At 60.2% G+C, this 19,046-nt stretch carries 16 protein-coding genes and 1 tRNA gene; 16 read left to right on the top strand and 1 reads right to left on the bottom strand.

All coding sequences use genetic code 11. From position 1 onward, the window contains the following. Nucleotides 1–52: 52 nt before the first annotated feature. The 4 genes from MTP38_RS05060 to fsa all read left to right on the top strand — a co-directional run bounded on the left by MTP38_RS05060 (nt 53) and on the right by fsa (nt 4,196). Nucleotides 53–595 carry a hypothetical protein gene (locus MTP38_RS05060; protein WP_249234451.1) on the top strand — a complete coding sequence of 181 codons (543 nt, stop codon included), beginning with the start codon at nt 53–55 and terminating at the stop codon, nt 593–595. A 236-nt stretch (nt 596–831) separates the two neighbouring features. Beyond that, complete coding sequence (gene fucO, locus MTP38_RS05065) at nt 832–1,980, top strand: lactaldehyde reductase (protein WP_249234452.1); 1,149 nt, start codon at nt 832–834, stop codon at nt 1,978–1,980. A gap of 183 nt (nt 1,981–2,163) precedes the next feature. After that, entirely contained in the window at nt 2,164–3,450 is a 1,287-nt protein-coding gene (locus MTP38_RS05070; protein WP_249234453.1) for a putative ABC transporter permease, read from the top strand. A gap of 86 nt (nt 3,451–3,536) precedes the next feature. Continuing rightward, nucleotides 3,537–4,196, top strand: coding sequence for a fructose-6-phosphate aldolase (gene fsa / locus MTP38_RS05075; protein WP_249234454.1), 660 nt, complete (start codon nt 3,537–3,539; stop codon nt 4,194–4,196). Between the two features lie 59 nt (nt 4,197–4,255). Here the strand turns inward: fsa and hisS are convergent, their stop codons facing one another. Then, nucleotides 4,256–5,488 carry a histidine--tRNA ligase gene (gene hisS, locus MTP38_RS05080; protein WP_249234455.1) on the bottom strand — a complete coding sequence of 411 codons (1,233 nt, stop codon included), beginning with the start codon at nt 5,486–5,488 and terminating at the stop codon, nt 4,256–4,258. A gap of 348 nt (nt 5,489–5,836) precedes the next feature. On the opposite strand from hisS, the gene MTP38_RS05085 reads away from it, so the two are divergent. The 12 genes from MTP38_RS05085 (at nt 5,837) to MTP38_RS05140 (ending at nt 18,900) form a co-directional block, all read left to right on the top strand. Further along, entirely contained in the window at nt 5,837–7,048 is a 1,212-nt protein-coding gene (locus MTP38_RS05085; RefSeq protein ID WP_227619788.1) for an MFS transporter, read from the top strand. Between the two features lie 219 nt (nt 7,049–7,267). Beyond that, nucleotides 7,268–7,969: an iron-sulfur cluster assembly scaffold protein gene (locus tag MTP38_RS05090; protein ID WP_227619787.1), complete on the top strand. Its 702-nt coding sequence runs from the start codon at nt 7,268–7,270 to the stop codon at nt 7,967–7,969. 17 nt (nt 7,970–7,986) lie between these two features. Further along, nucleotides 7,987–8,985 carry a GGGtGRT protein gene (locus tag MTP38_RS05095; protein ID WP_227619786.1) on the top strand — a complete coding sequence of 333 codons (999 nt, stop codon included), beginning with the start codon at nt 7,987–7,989 and terminating at the stop codon, nt 8,983–8,985. A gap of 109 nt (nt 8,986–9,094) precedes the next feature. After that, nucleotides 9,095–11,005, top strand: a complete 1,911-nt coding sequence (locus tag MTP38_RS05100; protein WP_249234456.1) for a flavocytochrome c — start codon at nt 9,095–9,097, stop codon at nt 11,003–11,005. Continuing rightward, the gene (locus MTP38_RS05105; RefSeq protein WP_249234457.1) at nt 11,002–11,406 is read left to right on the top strand and encodes a NusG domain II-containing protein; all 405 of its coding nucleotides are present in this window, start codon (nt 11,002–11,004) and stop codon (nt 11,404–11,406) included. The genes MTP38_RS05100 and MTP38_RS05105 overlap by 4 nt, the downstream gene beginning before the upstream one ends. 211 nt (nt 11,407–11,617) lie before the next feature. Next, nucleotides 11,618–13,246 carry an HlyD family efflux transporter periplasmic adaptor subunit gene (locus MTP38_RS05110; RefSeq protein ID WP_249234458.1) on the top strand — a complete coding sequence of 543 codons (1,629 nt, stop codon included), beginning with the start codon at nt 11,618–11,620 and terminating at the stop codon, nt 13,244–13,246. Nucleotides 13,247–13,257: 11 nt separating this feature from the next. After that, on the top strand, nt 13,258–14,004 hold the full coding sequence (locus MTP38_RS05115) for an ABC transporter ATP-binding protein (protein ID WP_227619782.1): 747 nt from the start codon (nt 13,258–13,260) through the stop codon (nt 14,002–14,004). After that, nucleotides 14,001–15,203, top strand: coding sequence for an ABC transporter permease (locus tag MTP38_RS05120; RefSeq protein ID WP_249234459.1), 1,203 nt, complete (start codon nt 14,001–14,003; stop codon nt 15,201–15,203). The genes MTP38_RS05115 and MTP38_RS05120 overlap by 4 nt, the downstream gene beginning before the upstream one ends. Nucleotides 15,204–15,467: 264 nt before the next feature. Next, nucleotides 15,468–17,564 carry an S-layer homology domain-containing protein gene (locus tag MTP38_RS05125; protein WP_249234460.1) on the top strand — a complete coding sequence of 699 codons (2,097 nt, stop codon included), beginning with the start codon at nt 15,468–15,470 and terminating at the stop codon, nt 17,562–17,564. Continuing rightward, the gene (locus tag MTP38_RS05130; protein WP_249234461.1) at nt 17,564–18,328 is read left to right on the top strand and encodes a ComF family protein; all 765 of its coding nucleotides are present in this window, start codon (nt 17,564–17,566) and stop codon (nt 18,326–18,328) included. Before MTP38_RS05125 ends, MTP38_RS05130 begins: the two co-directional genes overlap by 1 nt. Before the next feature lie 105 nt (nt 18,329–18,433). Beyond that, a tRNA-Pro gene (locus MTP38_RS05135) sits at nt 18,434–18,511 on the top strand. A gap of 152 nt (nt 18,512–18,663) precedes the next feature. Continuing rightward, complete coding sequence (locus tag MTP38_RS05140) at nt 18,664–18,900, top strand: DUF6061 family protein (protein WP_249234462.1); 237 nt, start codon at nt 18,664–18,666, stop codon at nt 18,898–18,900. Nucleotides 18,901–19,046: the final 146 nt, after the last annotated feature.

Raw genomic sequence — 19,046 nt, forward strand, 5'->3', positions numbered from 1 at the left:
AAACAGCAGAAACGCTCTTCTGCAAATTCTCAAAATCTGAGGAGGAAACGATATGAAAATCATGAAAAAATTGATGGCTTTGGCTCTGGCCAGCGCCCTCGCCCTGACCCTGCTCACCGGCTGCGGCGGAGGCGGTGGTGGCGGTGCCATTTCCGACGGTAACGGAGGAACGATAACGATCAGCGGCACCCAAAATGCTAACACAGAATTTTCCAAAGCATTTATCAATGCACAGGCATCGACTGGCATCAATATGAGCTATGAGGCGGCGAAAGGCGCAAAAGCTCAGAAATTCATGGAAGTAGTTGTCGATCTGGCGAAAAAGAACCCTAATCAAAAGCTTGATGAGCAGTTTGTGTTGAAAATACTCGATAAGGCGGGAATTGATGTTACAAAAGAGATGGTTTTCATGACCGACAAGACAAACACAACATATCAGGTGGGTGAGATTAGGGATCAGATGTCCGAATGGAAGAGTGGATTGGCTGATAAAGGCGTCTCCATTGATTACGACGGGGCAACCTTCGGATATATTGTTGCAAAACATGGTGAAGAACAGCTTATGTGCATAGTGGTTGGGTACACTGCAACTTAAGAAATAATCACATTATGGAATAAGGCGCCCTCCGGAATCACACCGGAGGACGCTTTTTTGCGGTCTGCAAGCGTGGGACTTTGTTCACTTTCTCTGCAAAAATATAAAAAAGTATAAAAATTTCATGAAAATCATAAGAAATGACATTGAAAATGTTTTAACAAAGTGGTAAAGTAGAAGCAAAGAGAGTCGTGCCTGCCGCCCGGCGGGACGCAAAATTGGGAGGTTTATTACCAATGGCTGATCGTATCGTTCTGAACACCATTTCCTACCATGGCCACGGCGCCATCGAGAACATCGTGCCCGAGCTGACAGCCCGCGGCTACAAGAAAGCTTTCGTCTGCTCCGACCCCGACCTCATCAAGTTCGGCGTCACCAAGAAGGTCACGGACCTGCTGGATGCGGCAAACTTCGCCTACGCCGTCTACAGCGAGATCAAGCCCAACCCCACAATCGCCAACGTGCAGGACGGCGTGGCTGCCTTCAAGGCCGCTGAGGCAGACTGCATCGTGACCATCGGCGGCGGTTCTTCGATGGACACCGCAAAGGCCATCGGCATCATCATCAACAACCCCGAGTTCGCCGATGTCCGCTCTCTGGAAGGCGTTGCTCCCACCAAGAAGCACGCGGTCTTCACCATCGCAGTGCCCACCACTGCCGGTACTGCGGCTGAAGTCACCATTAACTACGTCATCACCGACGTGGAGAAGAAGCGCAAGTTCGTCTGCGTCGATACCAACGATATTCCGGAGATCGCCGTCGTCGATCCCGATATGATGTCCTCTATGCCCAAGGGCCTGACCGCCGCCACCGGTATGGACGCTCTGACCCACGCCATCGAGGGCTACATCACCAAGGGCCACTGCGTCATCTCCGATATGTTCCATCTCGAGGCCATCAAGCTCATCAGCGAGAACCTGCGCGGCGCTGTCCAGAACACCCCCGAGGGCCGCGAGGGCATGGCGCTGGGCCAGTACATCGCCGGTATGGGCTTCTCCAACGTGGGTCTGGGCATCGTCCACTCCATGGCACACGGTCTGTCCGCTCTGTACGACACCCCCCACGGCGTGGCCTGCGCTATCCTGCTGCCCGTCGGTCTGGAGTACAACAAGACCGTCGCCGGTGAGCGTTACCGCGCCGTCGGCAAGGCGATGGGCGTTGTGGGCATCGACGAGATGAACGACGTCGAGGCAGCAGATGCCACCATCGCCGCCGTCAAGCAGCTGTCTGCGGACGTGGGCATCCCCGCAAATCTCCACGGCATCCTGAAGGAGGAGGACATCCAGTTCCTCGCCGAGTCCGCTTATGCCGACGCCTGCCGTCCCGGCAACCCCCGCGACACCAGCGTGGAGGAGATCGTGGAGCTGTACAAGAGCCAGCTGTAAGCTGCGCCTGAGCGCTTTACCCTTATAAAATATAGGCCGCTGTAAAATAACCTCTCGTCACGCCTGACGGAGAGGCTGCCTACGGCGGCCTTTTTGCGTGAAAATTCTGCCTTCCTCTTGCACGGGAAGCAAAAACTGCGTACAATATCCCTGTAACCATTCATATGGGAAAGGAAACACGCAATGGAGCTGAATTTTTATACCCTCTGCGTCATTTATCTGGTCTATTCATTCCTCGGCTGGGTGGCCGAGACGGTGGCAGCAACGGTGAAAGGACGTGCCTTCGTCAACCGTGGCGTGGCGTCCGGCCCGTTCTGCTTCGTCTACGGCACGGCGGCTGTGCTGATGGCCGTGGGCTTCGCCGACCTGCGTTCGGCCCCGCTGGCCCTCTTTCTCGGCTGTGCGGCGGACGCCACCGTGGTGGAATGGGTGACGGCCAAGCTGCTGGAACGGATGCACCGCCGCCGCTGGTGGGACTACTCGGACAAGAAGTTCAATCTGGACGGCTATGTCTGCCTGCAATATTCGGTGCTCTGGGGCCTGCTGGGCATGGCCAGCGTCCTATGGGGCAACGGCCTGCTGCTGCGCCTCTGCGCCCTTCTGCCGGGATGGCTGCTGCATATGGGCGTCTGGGTCATGATGACGATCGCCGTCCTCGACCAGCTGGGTACGGCGCTGGCCGTCAACCAGTACGCCGCCAGCCACCCGAAGTTGGAACAGTTCAACCTTGAGCTGGAAAAGCACTCGGACAAGCTGCGCCAGCGGCTCATCGCCCATGTGGAAAAGCGTATCCAGAAGGCCTATCCGACTGCTGTCCGGCCCGAGCCGACGGTGCAGGCTGAGAAGGCTTTGAGCTTCGGCGACCTCGTCTGGCTCTTCGTCATCGGCGCCTTCCTCGGCGATGTGGTGGAGACGCTCTTCTGCCGGGTGACGGCGGGGGTCTGGATGAGCCGCTCGAGCCTTGTGTGGGGTCCCTTCAGCGTGGTGTGGGGGCTGGCGCTGGTCATGGCGGCTGTCCTGCTGCGGGGCAGCGAGGAGCGGAGCGACCGCTCCATCTTCCTCTTCGGCTTTGTGCTGGGCGGCGCGTATGAGTATCTTTGCAGCGCCGTGGGTGAGCTGCTCTTCGGTGTCATCTTCTGGGATTACAGCGGCTTCAAGTTCAATCTGGGAGGTCGTGTCAACCTGCTCTACTGCTTTTTCTGGGGCATCGCGGCGGTGGTCTGGATTCGGTACGGCTACCCCCTCATCGCAAAGCTGATGGCAAAGCTCAAAAAGCACATCCTGCCGTGGATGACGGTGGTGCTGACGGTGTTCATGGCCGTGAACATGGGGCTTTCCGGTCTGGCGCTGGCCCGCTACGACGCCCGCACCAGCGGCCTCGCCCCGGCAAACCGGCTGGACGTCTTCCTCGACGAGCACTTCGACAATGCCCGGATGGAGCGGGTATACCCCAACGCAAAGAAGACGTAAAATTTGCAGGGGACTCTTTTCTCTCTGCCGGAAGTGTAGTAAAATAAGGGCAGAAATGTTCTCACGAAGAACGAAGGAGGACCTGTATGAAATTCTTTATCGATACCGCAAATGTGGACGAAATCCGCAAGGCCAATGATATGGGCGTCATTTCGGGCGTCACCACCAACCCCAGCCTCATCGCAAAGGAGCACAAGGACTACGCCAAGACGCTGGCGGAGATCGCCTCCATCGTGGACGGCCCCATCTCCGGCGAGGTGAAGGCCACTACCACTGATGCGGAGACGATGGTGAAGGAGGGAGAGGCCATCTATGCCCTCGACCCCAAGCACATGGTCGTCAAGATCCCCATGACCGTGGAGGGCCTCAAGGCCATCAAGGCCCTGAGCGCCAAGGGCATCCCCACCAACTGTACCCTCATCTTCTCGGCCAATCAGGCCCTGCTGGCTGCACGGGCCGGTGCGGCCTACGTCAGCCCCTTCCTTGGCCGTCTTGACGACATCAGCCAGCCGGGAATCGACCTTGTCCGCACCATCAGCGAGATCTTCGCCAACTACCCGGACATCCATACGCAGATCATTGCGGCCTCTGTCCGCAACCCCATTCATATCACCGAGTGTGCGCTGGCCGGTGCGGACATCGCCACCGTGCCCTACAAGGTCATCGAGCAGATGACCAAGCACCCCCTCACCGATCAGGGCATCGAGAAGTTCAAGGCAGACTACACCGCCGTCTTTGGCGCATAAGAGCAAAACAAAAAAGCGGCAGACCGTCGGGCCTGCCGCTTTTGCTGTATCTGGGATGATCAGAAGATCTTCACTTCGTCCTTGTCCATAAAGGCGGCACCCGCAAAGCCGGCTGCTTCCAGCTGGCCCAGCTGCTTGCCGAGCTTCTTGCCCTGCGGCAGGACGGTGACGTTGTACGTCTCGCGGAGGGTGGCGGCCCGGCTCAGGACGGCGGTGAAGTCGGCGTCCCTGCCGTAGAGCAGGGCGATCTTCTGCTTTGCGCCGGGGATCTGGTAGCCCTGCTCGAGCAGGATGCCGCAGACCCGCTCGAAGCCGATGGAGAAGCCGACGGCGGGCACCTGCGTGCCAAGGAACTTGCCCACCATGTTGTCGTAACGTCCGCCGCCGGCGACTGCGCCGCTGAACTGCGGGCAGGTGATCTCGAAGACCATGCCGGTGTAGTAGCCCTGACCGCGCACGAGGCTGGGGCAGTAGGCCACCTGATAGCGGCCCGCAGCCATGGCGTTGGCGGTGGCGAGGACATACTTCAGGTCGTCGGCGATGGCGGGGTCGGCGCAGCGGGAGGCCACGGCGTCCAGCGTCACCTCACCGGCGGCGATGAAGTCGGCCAGTGCGTTGACAGCGCTCTCGGGCAGCTGCTTTTCCAGCAGTTCGGCCTTGACGCCGTCGGCACCGATCTTATCCATCTTGTCGAAGGTGATGCAGACGGAGTCCAGCGTGTCGGCGGCAAAGCCCATGCTCTCCAGCATCCCGCGGAGGATGCGGCGGTCGTTGATGTTGACGGTGAAGCCGTCGAAGCCGATGCCCAGCAGGGCGCGGGTGGTCACGTCGATCAGCTCGACCTCGGCGTTGGGGCTTTCGTCGCCCAGAATGTCGATGTCACACTGGACGAACTCGCGCAGGCGGCCCTTCTGGGGGCGCTCGGCGCGGAAGACGCGGTCGGTCTGGATGACCTTGAAGGGGTGGGGGAGCTTGTCCTTGTTGGCGGCGTAGAAGCGGCTCAGGGGCAGGGTCAGGTCATAGCGCAGGCCCATATCCGAAAGCTCTTTCGGGTCGCCGGAGTTCAGGGCAGCGGTGAGCTTGTCGCCCCGCTTGAGCACCTTGAAGATGAGGTTCAGGTTGTCGCCGCCGTCGGACTTGTCGAGGTTCTCCATATCCTCCAGCATGGGGGTGGAGATGCGCTCGAAGCCGGATGCGCGGTAAGTCTCGAGGATCTTGCCCTGAATGTAGTCGCGCAGGGTCTGCTCGTTGGGCAGAAGGTCACGCATCCCTTTTAAGGCCTGAGTTTTCATAGTGTATGTCCTCTCTTTATAGCCCTCTCAGTCGCTGACGCGACAGCTCCCCCAAAGGGGGAGCCACTGGCGTGTCGGCAAGGCCTGCGCGGGACGCACAAGCTTACTTGAACCAGAAACGGGAGTGCCCTGCGGTCAGGACACACGACAGCGCAACATGAGAGATGATTTTTATCGCAAGTCAAGAAATTAGTGCAACAGTCAAACAGCATATTTGCGATATGCAATTCAACGCTGTTGCTGTTGCATTAAAAAGTTGAATTGCTATATAATACCCTTCTAATTATAAAGAATACTGTCTTTTTGTCAATCAAAAAGGACACACTATTCTTTGAGGTGATGCAAAGAATGCAGAAAACAAGACCTTGGGCCATCCTGGCGGCAGGGGCGGCGATACAGGTGCTGACCGGCCTGCCCGCTGCGTGGGGCGTGTTCCAGAAGCCGGTCATGGAGGAATACGGACTCAGTGAGCAGGGGGCGGGCTATGCGTTCGGGGTGCTCATCGCGGCCTTCGGCGTCGGATGCGTCATCGGGGGATTTTTGCAGGACAAGCGGGGGCCTCGCTTTGCGGCCCTCTGGGGGACGGGGCTGCTCTGCGGCGGATTCTTTGGGGCGGCGGCCCTCCCGGCCGGGAAGGGGAGCTTCTTTTTTGGGGTGTTCAGCATCCCGGCGGGCCTCGGCACTGCCTTCCTCTATCCGTCCATCCAGTCCTGCGCCCAGAAGTGGTATCGGGGGCGGAAGGGCCTTGCCACCGGCGTCATCGGGGGCGCGGTGGGCCTGAGCGGCGCCTTCCTCACCGTCTTCGTCCGCACGGCGCTGCGGGGCTTCGGGCCGGTGCAGGGGATACGAGGGGCCTTCTGGGCGCTGGGGGCGCTGACCCTTCCGGTCTGCCTTGCGGGGAGCGCTCTCCTCACCGACCCTCCGCCGGAAAAGCCCCGGCCCGGCGGGCAGGGAAAGGGGGACGCCGCACCATCCCTCGACCTCTCGCCCCGGCAGATGCTGGGCACACACCAGTACTGGCTCTGCGCCGGAGCGGTCTGCTTTTCCACCCCGGCGGTGCTGCTGTTCAGCCCCATCATCCTGAAGCTGGGCATGGAGCGGGGGCTGGACGAGAGCGCCGCCCTCTGGGCCGTGGTGCTGGGCAGCGTGGGCAGCGCGGCCGGGCGGCTGCTGATGCCCCTGCTCAGCGACAAAATTGGTCGGCGGCCGACCGACCTCATCCTCTTCAGCGCGTCGCTGGGGCTTTCGGTGGTGTTCTGGTCAGCCCGTGGATGGGCCGTCGTAGGGGTGTACGCAGGGCTGACCTTCTGCTACTCGGCGCTGGCGGCAGTGCTGCCCGCCCTCTCCACCGACCTGTTCGGCCTGCCCCACGCCGGAGTGAACTATGGCTTTCTGGCGCTGGGACAGAGCGTGGGAAGCCTTTTGTTCCCGTTTATCGCCAATTTCTGGGGCTTCGGGCCGGGGAGGCACGTCCTCGCCATCGCGGGTGCGGCGGCAGGCTTTGCCTGTATCTGGGCCGTCACGCCGGTGCAGCCAGAGCGCCCGAAGAAGCCGAACTGAGAAACGCTCTTTCGAGGAAAAACGAAAATAACAAAAAGATTGCGAAAAATTTGTCAGAAATAGCTTGCAAATTGCGCCGTCGTCCTCTATAATAAAACTGTGCGTGGTAGTACCGGGAGGAGCGCTGAAAAGAGAGCGGCGCAGCCCGGTCAATGCAAGGCGGCAGGGGAGAGAAGCCCCGGCCGTGTGACATCAATTTGTCAAAAGGAGAGTATGATTATGACCTATTCGCAGCAAGTACAGAATATGTGCCCGATCACCAAAGGTCCTAAGCATGGTCCGGCTCCCATCCCCGAGGAGGGCGCATGGGTCAAGGCCTATGAGATCAAGGACATCAGCGGCTACACCCACGGTGTGGGCTGGTGTGCACCTCAGCAGGGCACCTGCAAGCTGTCTCTGAACATCAAGAACGGCGTCATCGAGGAAGCTCTGGTGGAGACCATCGGCTGCTCCGGCATGACCCACTCCGCTGCTATGGCAGGCGAGATCCTGCCCGGCAAGACCATTCTGGAAGCTCTGAACACCGACCTCGTCTGCGACGCCATCAACGTGGCAATGCGCGAGCTGTTCCTCCAGATCGTCTACGGCCGCAGCCAGACCGCTTTCTCTGAGGACGGTCTGCCCATCGGCGCAGGTCTGGACGATCTGGGCAAGGGCCTGCGCTCTATGACCGGCACCATCTTCTCCACCAAGGAGAAGGGCGTCCGCTATCTGGAGCTGACCGAGGGCTATATCAATAAGCTGGCTCTCGATTCCAACGATGAGGTCATCGGCTATCAGTTCGTCAAGCTGGGCAAGATGATGGAGGACATCCGTCACGGCAAGACCCCCAACGAGGCTTACGAGAAGAACGTGGGTACCTACGGCCGCTTCAGCAAGGATCAGGGCGCTGTCAAGTACATCGACCCGCGTGAGGAATAAGAGAGGAGGAACAACTCATGGCAACTTTTGAATCTATGGATCGCCGCATGCCGAAGATCGAGGCATGCCTGAAGGCCAACGGCCTCGAGTCTCTGGACGCCTGCAACGAGATGCTCCTCGCTAAGGGCATCGACTGCGACAAGATCGTCCGCGGTGTGCAGCCCATCTGCTTTGATAACGCTGTCTGGGCCTACACGCTGGGCACCGCCATCGCTGTCAAGCGCGGCCTGACCGATGCTGCCGAGTGTGCAGCCGCCATCGGCGAAGGTCTGGAAGCTTTCACTATCCCCGGCTCTGTCGCTGAGCAGCGTCAGGTCGGTCTGGGCCACGGCAATCTGGGCGCTCGTCTGCTGAGCGAGGACACCACCTGCTTCGCTTTCCTCGCAGGCCACGAGTCCTTCGCCGCTGCTGAGGGTGCCATCGGCATCGCCCGCACCGCAAACAAGGTCCGCAAGACCCCCCTGCGCGTCATCCTGAACGGTCTGGGCAAGGATGCCGCTTACATCATCTCCCGCATCAACGGCTTCACCTATGTGCAGACCGAGTACGACATCCCCACCCAGACCCTGAAGGTCGTCAAGGAGATCCCCTTCTCCGAGGGTGAGCGCGCAGCCGTCAAGTGCTACGGCGCAAACGATGTCATGGAGGGCGTTGCCATCATGAAGAAGGAGGACGTCCAGTGCTCCATCACCGGCAACTCCACCAACCCCGTCCGCTTCCAGCATCTGGTCGCCGGCACCTATAAGAAGTGGGCCAACGAGAACGGCAAGAAGTACTTCTCCGTCGCTTCCGGCGGCGGCACGGGCCGTACCCTGCACCCCGATAACGTCGCAGCCGGCCCCGCCAGCTACGGCCTGACCGACTCGCTGGGCCGCGTCCATGGCGATGCTCAGTTCGCAGGTTCTTCTTCTGTGCCTGCACACGTCGAGATGATGGGCCTCATCGGTATGGGCAACAACCCGATGGTCGGCGCTACCGTCGCCTGCGCTGTCGCTGCTGCACAGGCCAACGCCTGAATCACTTTCTAAGTTCGGCAGAGGGGGCTGCTTGTAAAAGGGCAGCCCCCTTTTTATGCTGATATATGTTCACACCAACAAACCACGAAGCAAACAAGGAAGGAAAAACATGAAGAAAGCTCAGATCAAGAAGAGCGTGTCTGCACTGGCGATGGCGGCTGTCATCGCAGTCAGCCTGTTCGGCTATGGCTGCGGCACGAAGTCTACCTCCGCAGGGGTGTCCGGTGATTTCACCGGCACTGCCAAGGGCATGGGCGGCGACGTTACCGTTACCCTGACGCTGGAAGACGGCAAGATCACCGACTGCATCGCTGAGGGCAAGGATGAGACCCCTGGCATCGGTACGCTGGCACTGGAGCAGCTGCCCGCTCAGATCGCTGAGACCGGCAGCATCGCCGTGGACGGCGTGTCCACCGCGACCATCACCTCTGACGCCATCAAGGAGGCAGCAGCCGCTGCTCTGACTGCCGCCGGCCTGAACGCTGACGACTATAAGATCGAGGTCAAGGCCGACGAGACCAAGGCCGAGGACTCCACCGTTGACGCTGACGTTGTCATCGTGGGTGCAGGCGGCGCAGGCATGACCGCTGCCATCACCGCTGCCGGTGAGGGCAAGAGCGTCGTCATCCTCGAGAGCCAGCCTATGGTGGGCGGCAACTCTGTGCGCGCTACCGGCGGCATGAACGCCGGCAAGACCGTGTATCAGGATGAGAACGAGTTCGGCGAGTCTGCCGGTGTCGAGAAGACCCTGAAGACCGCTGCCGAAAAGTATGCCGACAACGAGACCATCACCGCTCTGGCCAAGACCGTCTCCGAGCAGTGGGCTGCCTATCAGGCCAACCCCACCGGCTACTTCGACTCGGTCGAGCTGATGGAGCTGGATACCATGATCGGCGGCAAGGGCATCAACGACCCTGCTCTGGTCGAGACTCTGTGCGCAAACTCTGCTGACGCCATCGACTGGCTGGACGAGCACGGCATCACCCTGCACAACGTCTCCAGCTTCGGCGGCGCATCCGTCAAGCGCATCCATCGCCCCGTGAACGACGAGGGCAAGGTCGTCTCCGTCGGTTCCTACATGATCCCCCTGCTGGAGGAGAACTGCAAGAAGGCTGGCGTTCAGATCCTGCTGAACACCACCGCCAACGAGATCCTGACCGATGCCAACGGCGCTGCCGTGGGCGTCAAGGCCACCGGTTCTACCGGCGAGACCGTCACTGTGAACGCCAAGGCTGTGGTGCTGACCACCGGCGGCTTCGGCGCAAACCTCGATATGGTCGTCAAGTACAAGCCTGAGCTGAAGGGCTTCATGACCACCAACGCCGCTGGCATCCAGGGTCAGGGCATCGAGATGGCAGAGGCCATCGGCGCTGCTACCGTGGACATGGACCAGATCCAGATCCACCCCACCGTTGAGGCCAACACCGCTGCCCTCATCACCGAGGGTCTGCGCGGCGACGGCGCGGTCCTCATCAACGCCGAGGGCAAGCGCTTCATCGACGAGGTCGGCACCCGCGACGTCGTCTCTGCTGCTGAGATCGCTCAGACCGGCAGCTACAGCTGGCTGGTCGTCGATCAGGCGATGGTCGACAACTCCAGCGTCATTCAGGGCTACATCAAGAAGGGCTACACCGTCACCGGTGCTACCTACGAGGAGCTGGCCAAGGCCATGGGCGTCGATGAGGCTGCTCTCGCTGAGACCATGAACAACTGGAACGGCTATGTGGAGGCAAAGAACGACCCCGACTTTGGCCGCACCAGCTTCGCCGACCCCCTGAACACCGCTCCCTACTATGCCATCAAGGTCACTGCCGGCGTCCACCACACCATGGGCGGTCTGAAGATCAACCCCAACACCGAGGTGCTGAACGAGAACGGCGAGGTCATCCCGGGCCTGTTCGCAGCCGGTGAGGTGACTGGCGGCGTCCACGGTGCAAACCGTCTGGGCGGCAACGCTGTGGCCGACTTTACCGTCTTTGGCCGCATCGCCGGTGCTGCTGCCAGCGACTACGCTGCATGAGCATCCGCAAGCAGCCTGAACCGGCCAAAGGCGGAAAGCGCCTGAGCTGGAAGGCGAACCTCCTCTTCGCCGCCGTCGTTCTGGCGGCCGCAGCCCTGCTGTTCTGGCTGCTGCGTCCCCGCAGCAAGGCCGAGCCGCTGGAAGCAGTCGTGGATTTCGGCGACGGCATCACCGAGGTGCTGCCACTGGACAAGGACTACGATTACCTGTACGAGGTGGGCGGCTATGTCGTCCATCTACAGGTGAAAGACGGCGCGGTTGCGTTTCAGGACAGCCAGTGTCCGGACCATGTCTGTGAGCAGTTTGGCTGGCTGAGCGAGGAGGGCGCATGGGCGGCCTGCGTCCCTGCCGGGGTGTATGTGCAGCTGGCTCCGCAGAGCGAGGCCGACACAGCATCCTGACCGGTCAAAAGGAATGAAGACACCCGCAAGACTCTGCAAAGAGCTTTGCGGGTGTCTTTTTTTGCGCAAAAATGACCGGATATTTTGTAAATAATGGGTGAAATGAAATTTGGACGCTTGTGTATTTCGGCAAAATGCGATACACTACCAATAACAGATTTTTTGTGCAAAGGGGATCGTATGCCCGTTTGCCTACCATAGGAGGAAAAGCATGATCTGGAAAAAGAAAAAGGATGCAGCAAACCAGTCCGCTGGGGAGGCGTCGGAGGCAAAGACCTCGTCCGGCGCAGCCGCATTCGCCAAGAAAAACTGGAAATGGCTTGCCCCGCTGGCTGTCGTGCTGGTGGCGGCCGTCGTGCTGGTCGTGGGCGGCGGCAGCAGGGGCGCTGCGAGCCGTGATGTGACCTACACCGAGACGACCCCCACCCGTCAGGATGTCTCCAACTCCCTGAGCGGCACCGGCACCCTGAACCCGGCCAATACCTATACCGTCAAGTCGCTGGTGGACGGCAAGATCCTCACCAGCAATATTGAAGAGGGCGACAAGGTGGGGGAGGGCGATGTGCTCTACACCATCGACAGCTCGGACGCTTCCACCAATCTGGAAAAGGCCAGCATCGCCCTGCAGCAGGCCCAGCGCAGCTACGACAAGACCGTAGACCGCCAGTTCGTCCACGCTGAGGTGGACGGCACCGTCAGCAGCCTCAAGGTCGCCAAGGGCGACGAGGTGAGCAGCGGTCAGGAGGTGGCGGTCATCCGCGACAGCTCCAAGATGATGCTGAGCCTGCAGTTCCCCGCAGCCGACGCCGCCAACTTCTCGGTGGGGCAGAGCGCCGACGTGGTGCTGGACGGCACCTTCGAGAGCCTGAAGGGCACCATCACCGCCGTCACCGGCACCGATGAGCTGAGCACCGGAAACCTGCTGGTGCGAACCGTCACCATCCGCGTCAACAATGCAGGCGGTCTGACCACCGCACAGGCAGCGACTGCCAACGTCAACGGCGTCAGCTCCATCGCCTCCGCGACCTTTGCCTATCAGGCAGAGCGCACCCTGACCGCTCCCGCTGCCGGTACGGTCTCCTCCATCAATGTGCAGGAGGGCGACGACGTCACCAAGGGTGACATCCTCATCGAGCTGTCGGGCGACGACCTGACCGAATCCATCCAGTCTGCTTCTGAGACCCTGCGCAGCGCCGAGATCTCGATGCAGAACCAACAGGATACCATGTCCAACTACATCATCACCTCGCCCATCAGCGGCACCATCATCGAGAAGGACGCACAGCAGGGCGAGGCCCTCACCTCCGGCAGCACCCTCTGCGTCATCTATGACCTGAACTATCTGGAAATGGTCATCAATGTGGACGAGCTGCAGATCAGCTCCCTCTCCGTGGGCCAGAAGGTCCAGCTGACCGCCGACGCCGTCACCGACAAGACCTATGTGGGCACCGTGACCCGCGTGTCCATGAAGGGCAGCTCCAGCGGCGGCACCACCACTTACCCCATCACCATCCGCATCGATGAGACCGACGGCCTGCGCCCCGGCATGAACGCCAACGCAGAGATCGTCGTGGCAGAGGCCAGCAACGCCCTCGTTGTGCCCAACGCCGCTGTCATCCGCGGCGGCTATGTGCTGGTGACGAAAAAATCGCCCAGCGCGGCCAACGCTGTGGAGGACATGGACGCTCCGGAGGGCTATGTCTACGTCAAGGTCGAGACCGGCGTCAGCGACGACAGCTATACCCAGATCAAGAGCGGTCTGCAGGAGGACGACACGGTGGCCTACGATACCAGCTCTGTGTCGGATGACTATTACAGCGACAGCGACAGTATCTGGTAAGGAGGTGGCCCATGAGCGCTCTTATCGAATTTGATCAGGTGTGTAAGTATTATCAGATGGGCGACACGCTGGTGAAAGCTGCCGACCACATCTCGATGAAGATCGAGAAGGGGGAGTTCGTGGCCATTGTGGGCCAGTCCGGCTCGGGCAAGTCCACCTGCATGAACATCATCGGCTGCCTGGATGTGCCCACCCACGGCGTCTACCGGCTCAATGGCCGGGATGTGGGCAAGATGAACCGGGACGAGCTGGCGGATGTCCGCAACGAGATGCTGGGCTTCATCTTCCAGCAGTACAACCTTCTGCCCCGGCTGAACCTTCTGGAAAACGTGGAGGTGCCGCTGGTCTACGCCAACATCTCCCGCGCCGAGCGCCACAAGCTGGCCAAGGATGTGCTGGAAAAGGTGGGACTGGGCGACAAGCTCAAGAACCTGCCCAACCAGCTCTCCGGCGGCCAGCAGCAGCGCGTTTCCATCGCCCGTGCTCTGGTGCGCAACCCGGCGGTCATCCTTGCCGACGAGCCGACCGGTGCTCTGGACTCCCACACCGGCCGCGAGGTCATCGGGATGCTTCAGCAGCTCCATAAAGAGGGCCATACCGTGGTGCTCATCACCCACGACAATTCCATCGCCGTGCAGGCGGAGCGAATCATCCGTCTGGAGGACGGACAGGTGGTGTATGACGGCGACGCCCACGCGCCCGAGGCCATCGTGCAGCCCACCATGTCCGCCGAACCGGCACAGGAGGCAACCAAATGATCCTTGAGACTTTCCGTCAGGCGCTGCAAAACGTCTGGAGCAATAAGCTGCGCACCTTCCTGACCATGCTGGGCATCATCATCGGCGTTATGGCGGTCATCGTCATCGTCGGTCTGGGCAACGGCATGACCAGAAGTATGCGGGACAGCTTTTCCGCAATGGGCACCAGCACCCTCTCCATCCAGATATGGGGCTATGGTTCCCGCACTGCGACGGTGGATGATCTGTACAACATCGTCAAAAAGAACCCCGAACTGCTTTCCTCCATCTCACCGGAGCTGGATTTCAGCGACAACACCCCCAAGGTGGGCACGACGCGCTACCGTTACGGTACGGTGTACGGCGTGGATGAGAACTACATCGAGTCGAAGGGCTACACCCTCGCCAAGGGCCGGAACATCCAGTATATGGACATCGCAGACAACAAGCAGATCTGCGTCATCGGCGATTACATCAACCGTACGGCCTACGGCGGCAATGCGGTGGGCCAGACCATCAAGCTCGGCGCGTACAAGTTCCGCATCGTGGGCGTGCTGAAGGCCAAGATCTCCAATCCCGACCAGCAGGAGGGCAGCGACGACGATGCCGTCTACCTGCCCTACACCACGGCCATGCGCCTTTCCAACGAAAGCTCGCCGGACTCCTACTCCGCCATCATGGTGGACGAGAGTCAGGCCAACGAGGCCAAGGCTGCGGTGGAGCAGGGGCTGTATGACATCTTCAAGAGCGACAGTGCCTACTATGTCTACAGCGCCAGCGAGTGGCTGGAAGAGATGAATAAGATGATCAACATGGTCATCGTCATCCTCACCGGCATCGCCAGCATCTCGCTGCTGGTGGGCGGCATCGGCATCATGAACATCATGCTGGTGTCTGTCACCGAGCGCACCCGCGAGATCGGCATCCGCAAGGCGATGGGCGCGAAGGAAAGGACCATTCTGGCCCAGTTCGTCACCGAGGCAGCCACCACTTCGGCCCTCGGCGGCACGCTGGGCATCATCCTCGGCTATATCGTGTCGGCCATCGCCAATCAGGTGCTTCCCATGTTCACCGACGGCATGGACGTCACGGTCAGCCCGTCCTTCAACTCCATCGCGGCGGCCTTCGGCATCTCGGTGTTCATCGGTGTGCTGTTCGGCTATCTGCCCGCAAAGCGTGCAGCGCGGCTCAACCCCATCGACGCGCTGCGGTATGATTGATCTCCCCGGAATGCGAAAGGCTCTCCCTTTGGGAGAACTGTCACCGAAGGTGACTGAGAGCGCAAGGATGCTTGCCTTGGTCAGGCGGCTTGCCCTCTCCGTCTCGCATTCGCTCGCCACCTCTCCCAAAGGGAGAGGCTTCGCGCTGATTTCTATAGCAGTTTGCGCTTTTAATGCACAAGCAACATCCGCAAACTGCATATCGCAAATATGCTATTTTGATAGGCACTATTTTTAAAAATTGCGATACAAGGAGTAACCACCATGAAAAAACGTCTTCTCGCATTTCTGCTGGCGCTCAGCATCGCGGTGTCGATGCTGGCTGCGCCGGTGTCGGCTGCGGGCAATAACACCGCCGTCCAGTTTGCCATCACGCTGGGTGCTATGGATGCGGACCAGTCCGGCGCTCTGAACGCAGCCGTGACCCGCGGCGCATTCGCCAAGATGCTCACATCCTACTCCACCTTCCGGGAGAGCGTCTCCTCTCAGGGGGCCGTGGGCACCCTTTACACCGACCTGCCCGGCACCTCGGCATGGGCACCCTATGTCCGCATCGCGGTGCAGCAGGGCTGGATGAACGGCTACACTGACGGCAGCTTCCGCCCGGACAACGCCGTCACGCTGGAAGAAGCCTGCACTGCCGTCCTCAAGCTGATGGGCTATAAGATGACCGACCTGAGCGGCGCGTTCCCCAACGCCCAGCTCAACAAGGCCAGCGAGATCGGCCTGCGCAGCGGTCTTGACCGCCGTCAGGGCGAGGCGATGAACTACGAGGACTGCGCCATCCTGCTCTACAACGCCCTCACCGCCAACAACGCCAGCGGCTCGGCCTACGGCACGACGCTGGGCTTTACGGTGAGCGACGGTCAGGTGGACGGCTCCACCGTCCTGCTCAGCAGCCTGCAGGGTCCCTTTGTCGCCTCGGAGAGCACGGTGCTGCCCTTCGTGCCCGCCAGCGTCTACCGCAACGATAAGGTGTCCGACTCTGCCGAGCTGAACAAGTACGATGTCTATTACTACAGCGAGAGCCTCAAGACCCTGTGGGTCTACACCCGCCGCGCCGCAGGCCGCATCACCGAGGTGTCGCCCTCGGCCAGTGCGCCCACGTCCATCACGGTGGCAGGCACCTCCTATACGCTGGGCAGCACGGCCATCGCTTCGCAGGTGTCTTCCCTCAACGGCGGCGGCGTGGGCCAGATCGTGACGCTGCTGCTGGGTATGAACAATGTGGCCGCAGGCATCGTCACCGGCGAGGAGGCCGATGAGGTCTTTTACGGCGTGGTGCAGTCGGCTTCCCGCAACCTCATCGACGAGGACAACAGCGCCGATGTGCTCCAGACCGTCAAGGTCATGTGCACGGATGGCATCGCCCGCACCGTGAATGTGGACAAAAGCCTGAACTTTCCCACCGGCTGGCTGGTGGAGGTGAAGGTCAACGCCGACGGCGAGAGCGTGGAGAAGATCTCGGAGTGCTCCGTCAATGGCGTCGTGAACGAGAACGCCACCGCACTGGGCGATATGGCCCTTGCAGACGACGTGCAGATACTGGATACGAGTACAGGGGGTGTGGCTGGGACGGTTCGTCCCAGCCGCCTATCGGGGGTAAAGTTAGATGCTTCCGATGTCCGCTACTACACCACCAATCCGCAGGGCCAGATCGATAAGCTCATCCTGAACGACGTTACCGGTGACCTGTGGTATTACGGTGTGCTGGACGACGTGAAAAATGTCGCTACCAACTACAGCACCCTCCTCAGCGCCATCAAGGCTGAGCCGGGCGACGGCACCATCGACACCGATGCGGTCGTCAGTCAGGTGAAGAGCATCATGGTGCCCACCACCACCGAGATCCTCTGGGGCGTCATCTCCGGCGACATCCTCAGCACGGCGTGGGAGCGCCTCACCAGCAATACCGGTGCCCTGCTGAGCCTCGGCTTCCAGCAGATCGCCCAGATCACGGGCACGCCCTTCAGTCAGATCTTCAACTTCATCGGCAGCGGCGCGACCTACATCGGCTACGTCGGCGGCCAGCAGGTCAGCCTGAGCACCCCCATCAAGTATCCGGTTCTGGCAGGCGGCATTGCGGTCTGTCAGGAGACCACCGGCTCAGTCCGCAACATGGTGCAGCTGATGCCCATGAAGATCGACAAGGTGGGCGCAGCCAGCGTCCTCTCCTCCAATGGGGAGCGGTTCGAGATGGCCGACGACGCGCAGGTCTATCTGTGGTACAAGGGCCAGTATTACTACACCAAGCTCACCTCGGTGAACTCCGATGACTACTACCTCACCGGCTGGTACGACAACTTCGGCTGCGCCGCCGGCAAGAAGGTGCGCATCATCGTCGCGGTCAAGAAGGATTGATGCCGGGCTATTACAGCCGCCCCGCACGGCTGGGCCGTCAGGTGCGCCAACTGCTTCTCCCGCGGCGGTGTCCCTACTGCCGCGAGGTATTGGGGACGCTGCTGCGCTGTGAGGCGTGTATGCCCCGTCTGGAGGAGCTGCGCCGCAGTCCGACTATGCGGCTGGCCCGGGCCAGCCACTATCTGGGCAGGCTGGAAGGGGCCGCCGCGCCCTACCGGTATGAGGGCGTCGTCCGGGACGCTATCCTCCGCGCCAAATACGAGGGGGAGAGCTGGACGGCGGTGGAGCTGGGCCTGGAGATGACAGCCCGGCTGTTCGGCGCAAAGGTCGAGATGCACTTTGCCGAGCCGGTGCCCGGCCCTGTGGCGGGCGCTGCAGTCGGGTATGACTGCATCATCCCGGTGTCTGCCAGCAGCCGTCGGCGCGGCTACAACGTGCCGGAACGGATGGCCTGGCCGCTGTCTCATGCACTGGGGCTTCCGCTGCTGCCGAAGGCGCTCTGCCGCGCCCGGGCCGGACGCCATCAGGCCGGGCTTTCGCTGGAGGAACGTCTGGTGAATGTGGCAGGCGCGTTTCGTGCGCAGGAGCCGGAGCTTGTGGAAGGAAAGCGGGTGCTGCTGGTGGATGACGTCATCACTACCGGCGCGACAGCCGCAGCCTGTGCGCAGGCCCTCTTGGACGCAGGCGCACACAGCGTCTTTGCGGTGGCACTGGCTGCGTCAGGTGGAGAAATGGACGCAACATCGAATGCTTCCGAAGCATGAGCGAAAAATCCAGAAAAAATTGAAGAAAATTGCAAAAAGTGCTTGACAAAACGGCCTGCAACGGGTATACTAATGGAGCTGTGAGCGATGAGCCACAACAAATATCCGGGTGTAGCGCAGTTTTGGTAGCGCGCTTGAATGGGGTTCAAGAGGCCGTGAGTTCGATTCTCGCCACTCGGACCAAACAAAAATAATCCGAACTTGTTTCCGATAGGAGATGGGTTCGGATTATTTGTTTTCTTCGGAAAACTCAATATGGGTGTCCGTGGAAGATGAAATCCGAAATCATAGATTGACCGATATAAACCACAACATGATTTCAGGAGGATACGAACATGAAGTACGATGCAAGAGCTTGCCATTTCAACATGGACACCGGCTGCGTGGAGCTGCTGCTCCGGGATGGAAGAAAAATTTCCATCAATTGCACCGGGGTCGAGGATGCGCTGAATGTGACCATGGCGCAGAGGTCAGAACTGGATTATCTCATCTACAATGACCCACTGGGCTATGCTGATTTGATTTTGAATGGTGACCCGGAGGAATATTTGGAAACAGTAGTGGACTACTGAGATTTGAGACATAGAAGTAAGAATAATTAAACAGAAGCAGGATGCCTTTCAGTTGTTGGGTATCCTGCTTTTATAATATGAGGTAAGATGAGAAATGTCAATAGAGCTTTTGATGCTTGAAACTATTGACAAAAATATCGAAAACG

It is taken from the genome of Faecalibacterium sp. I3-3-89, assembly GCF_023347275.1.
Taxonomy (GTDB): domain Bacteria; phylum Bacillota; class Clostridia; order Oscillospirales; family Ruminococcaceae; genus Faecalibacterium; species Faecalibacterium butyricigenerans.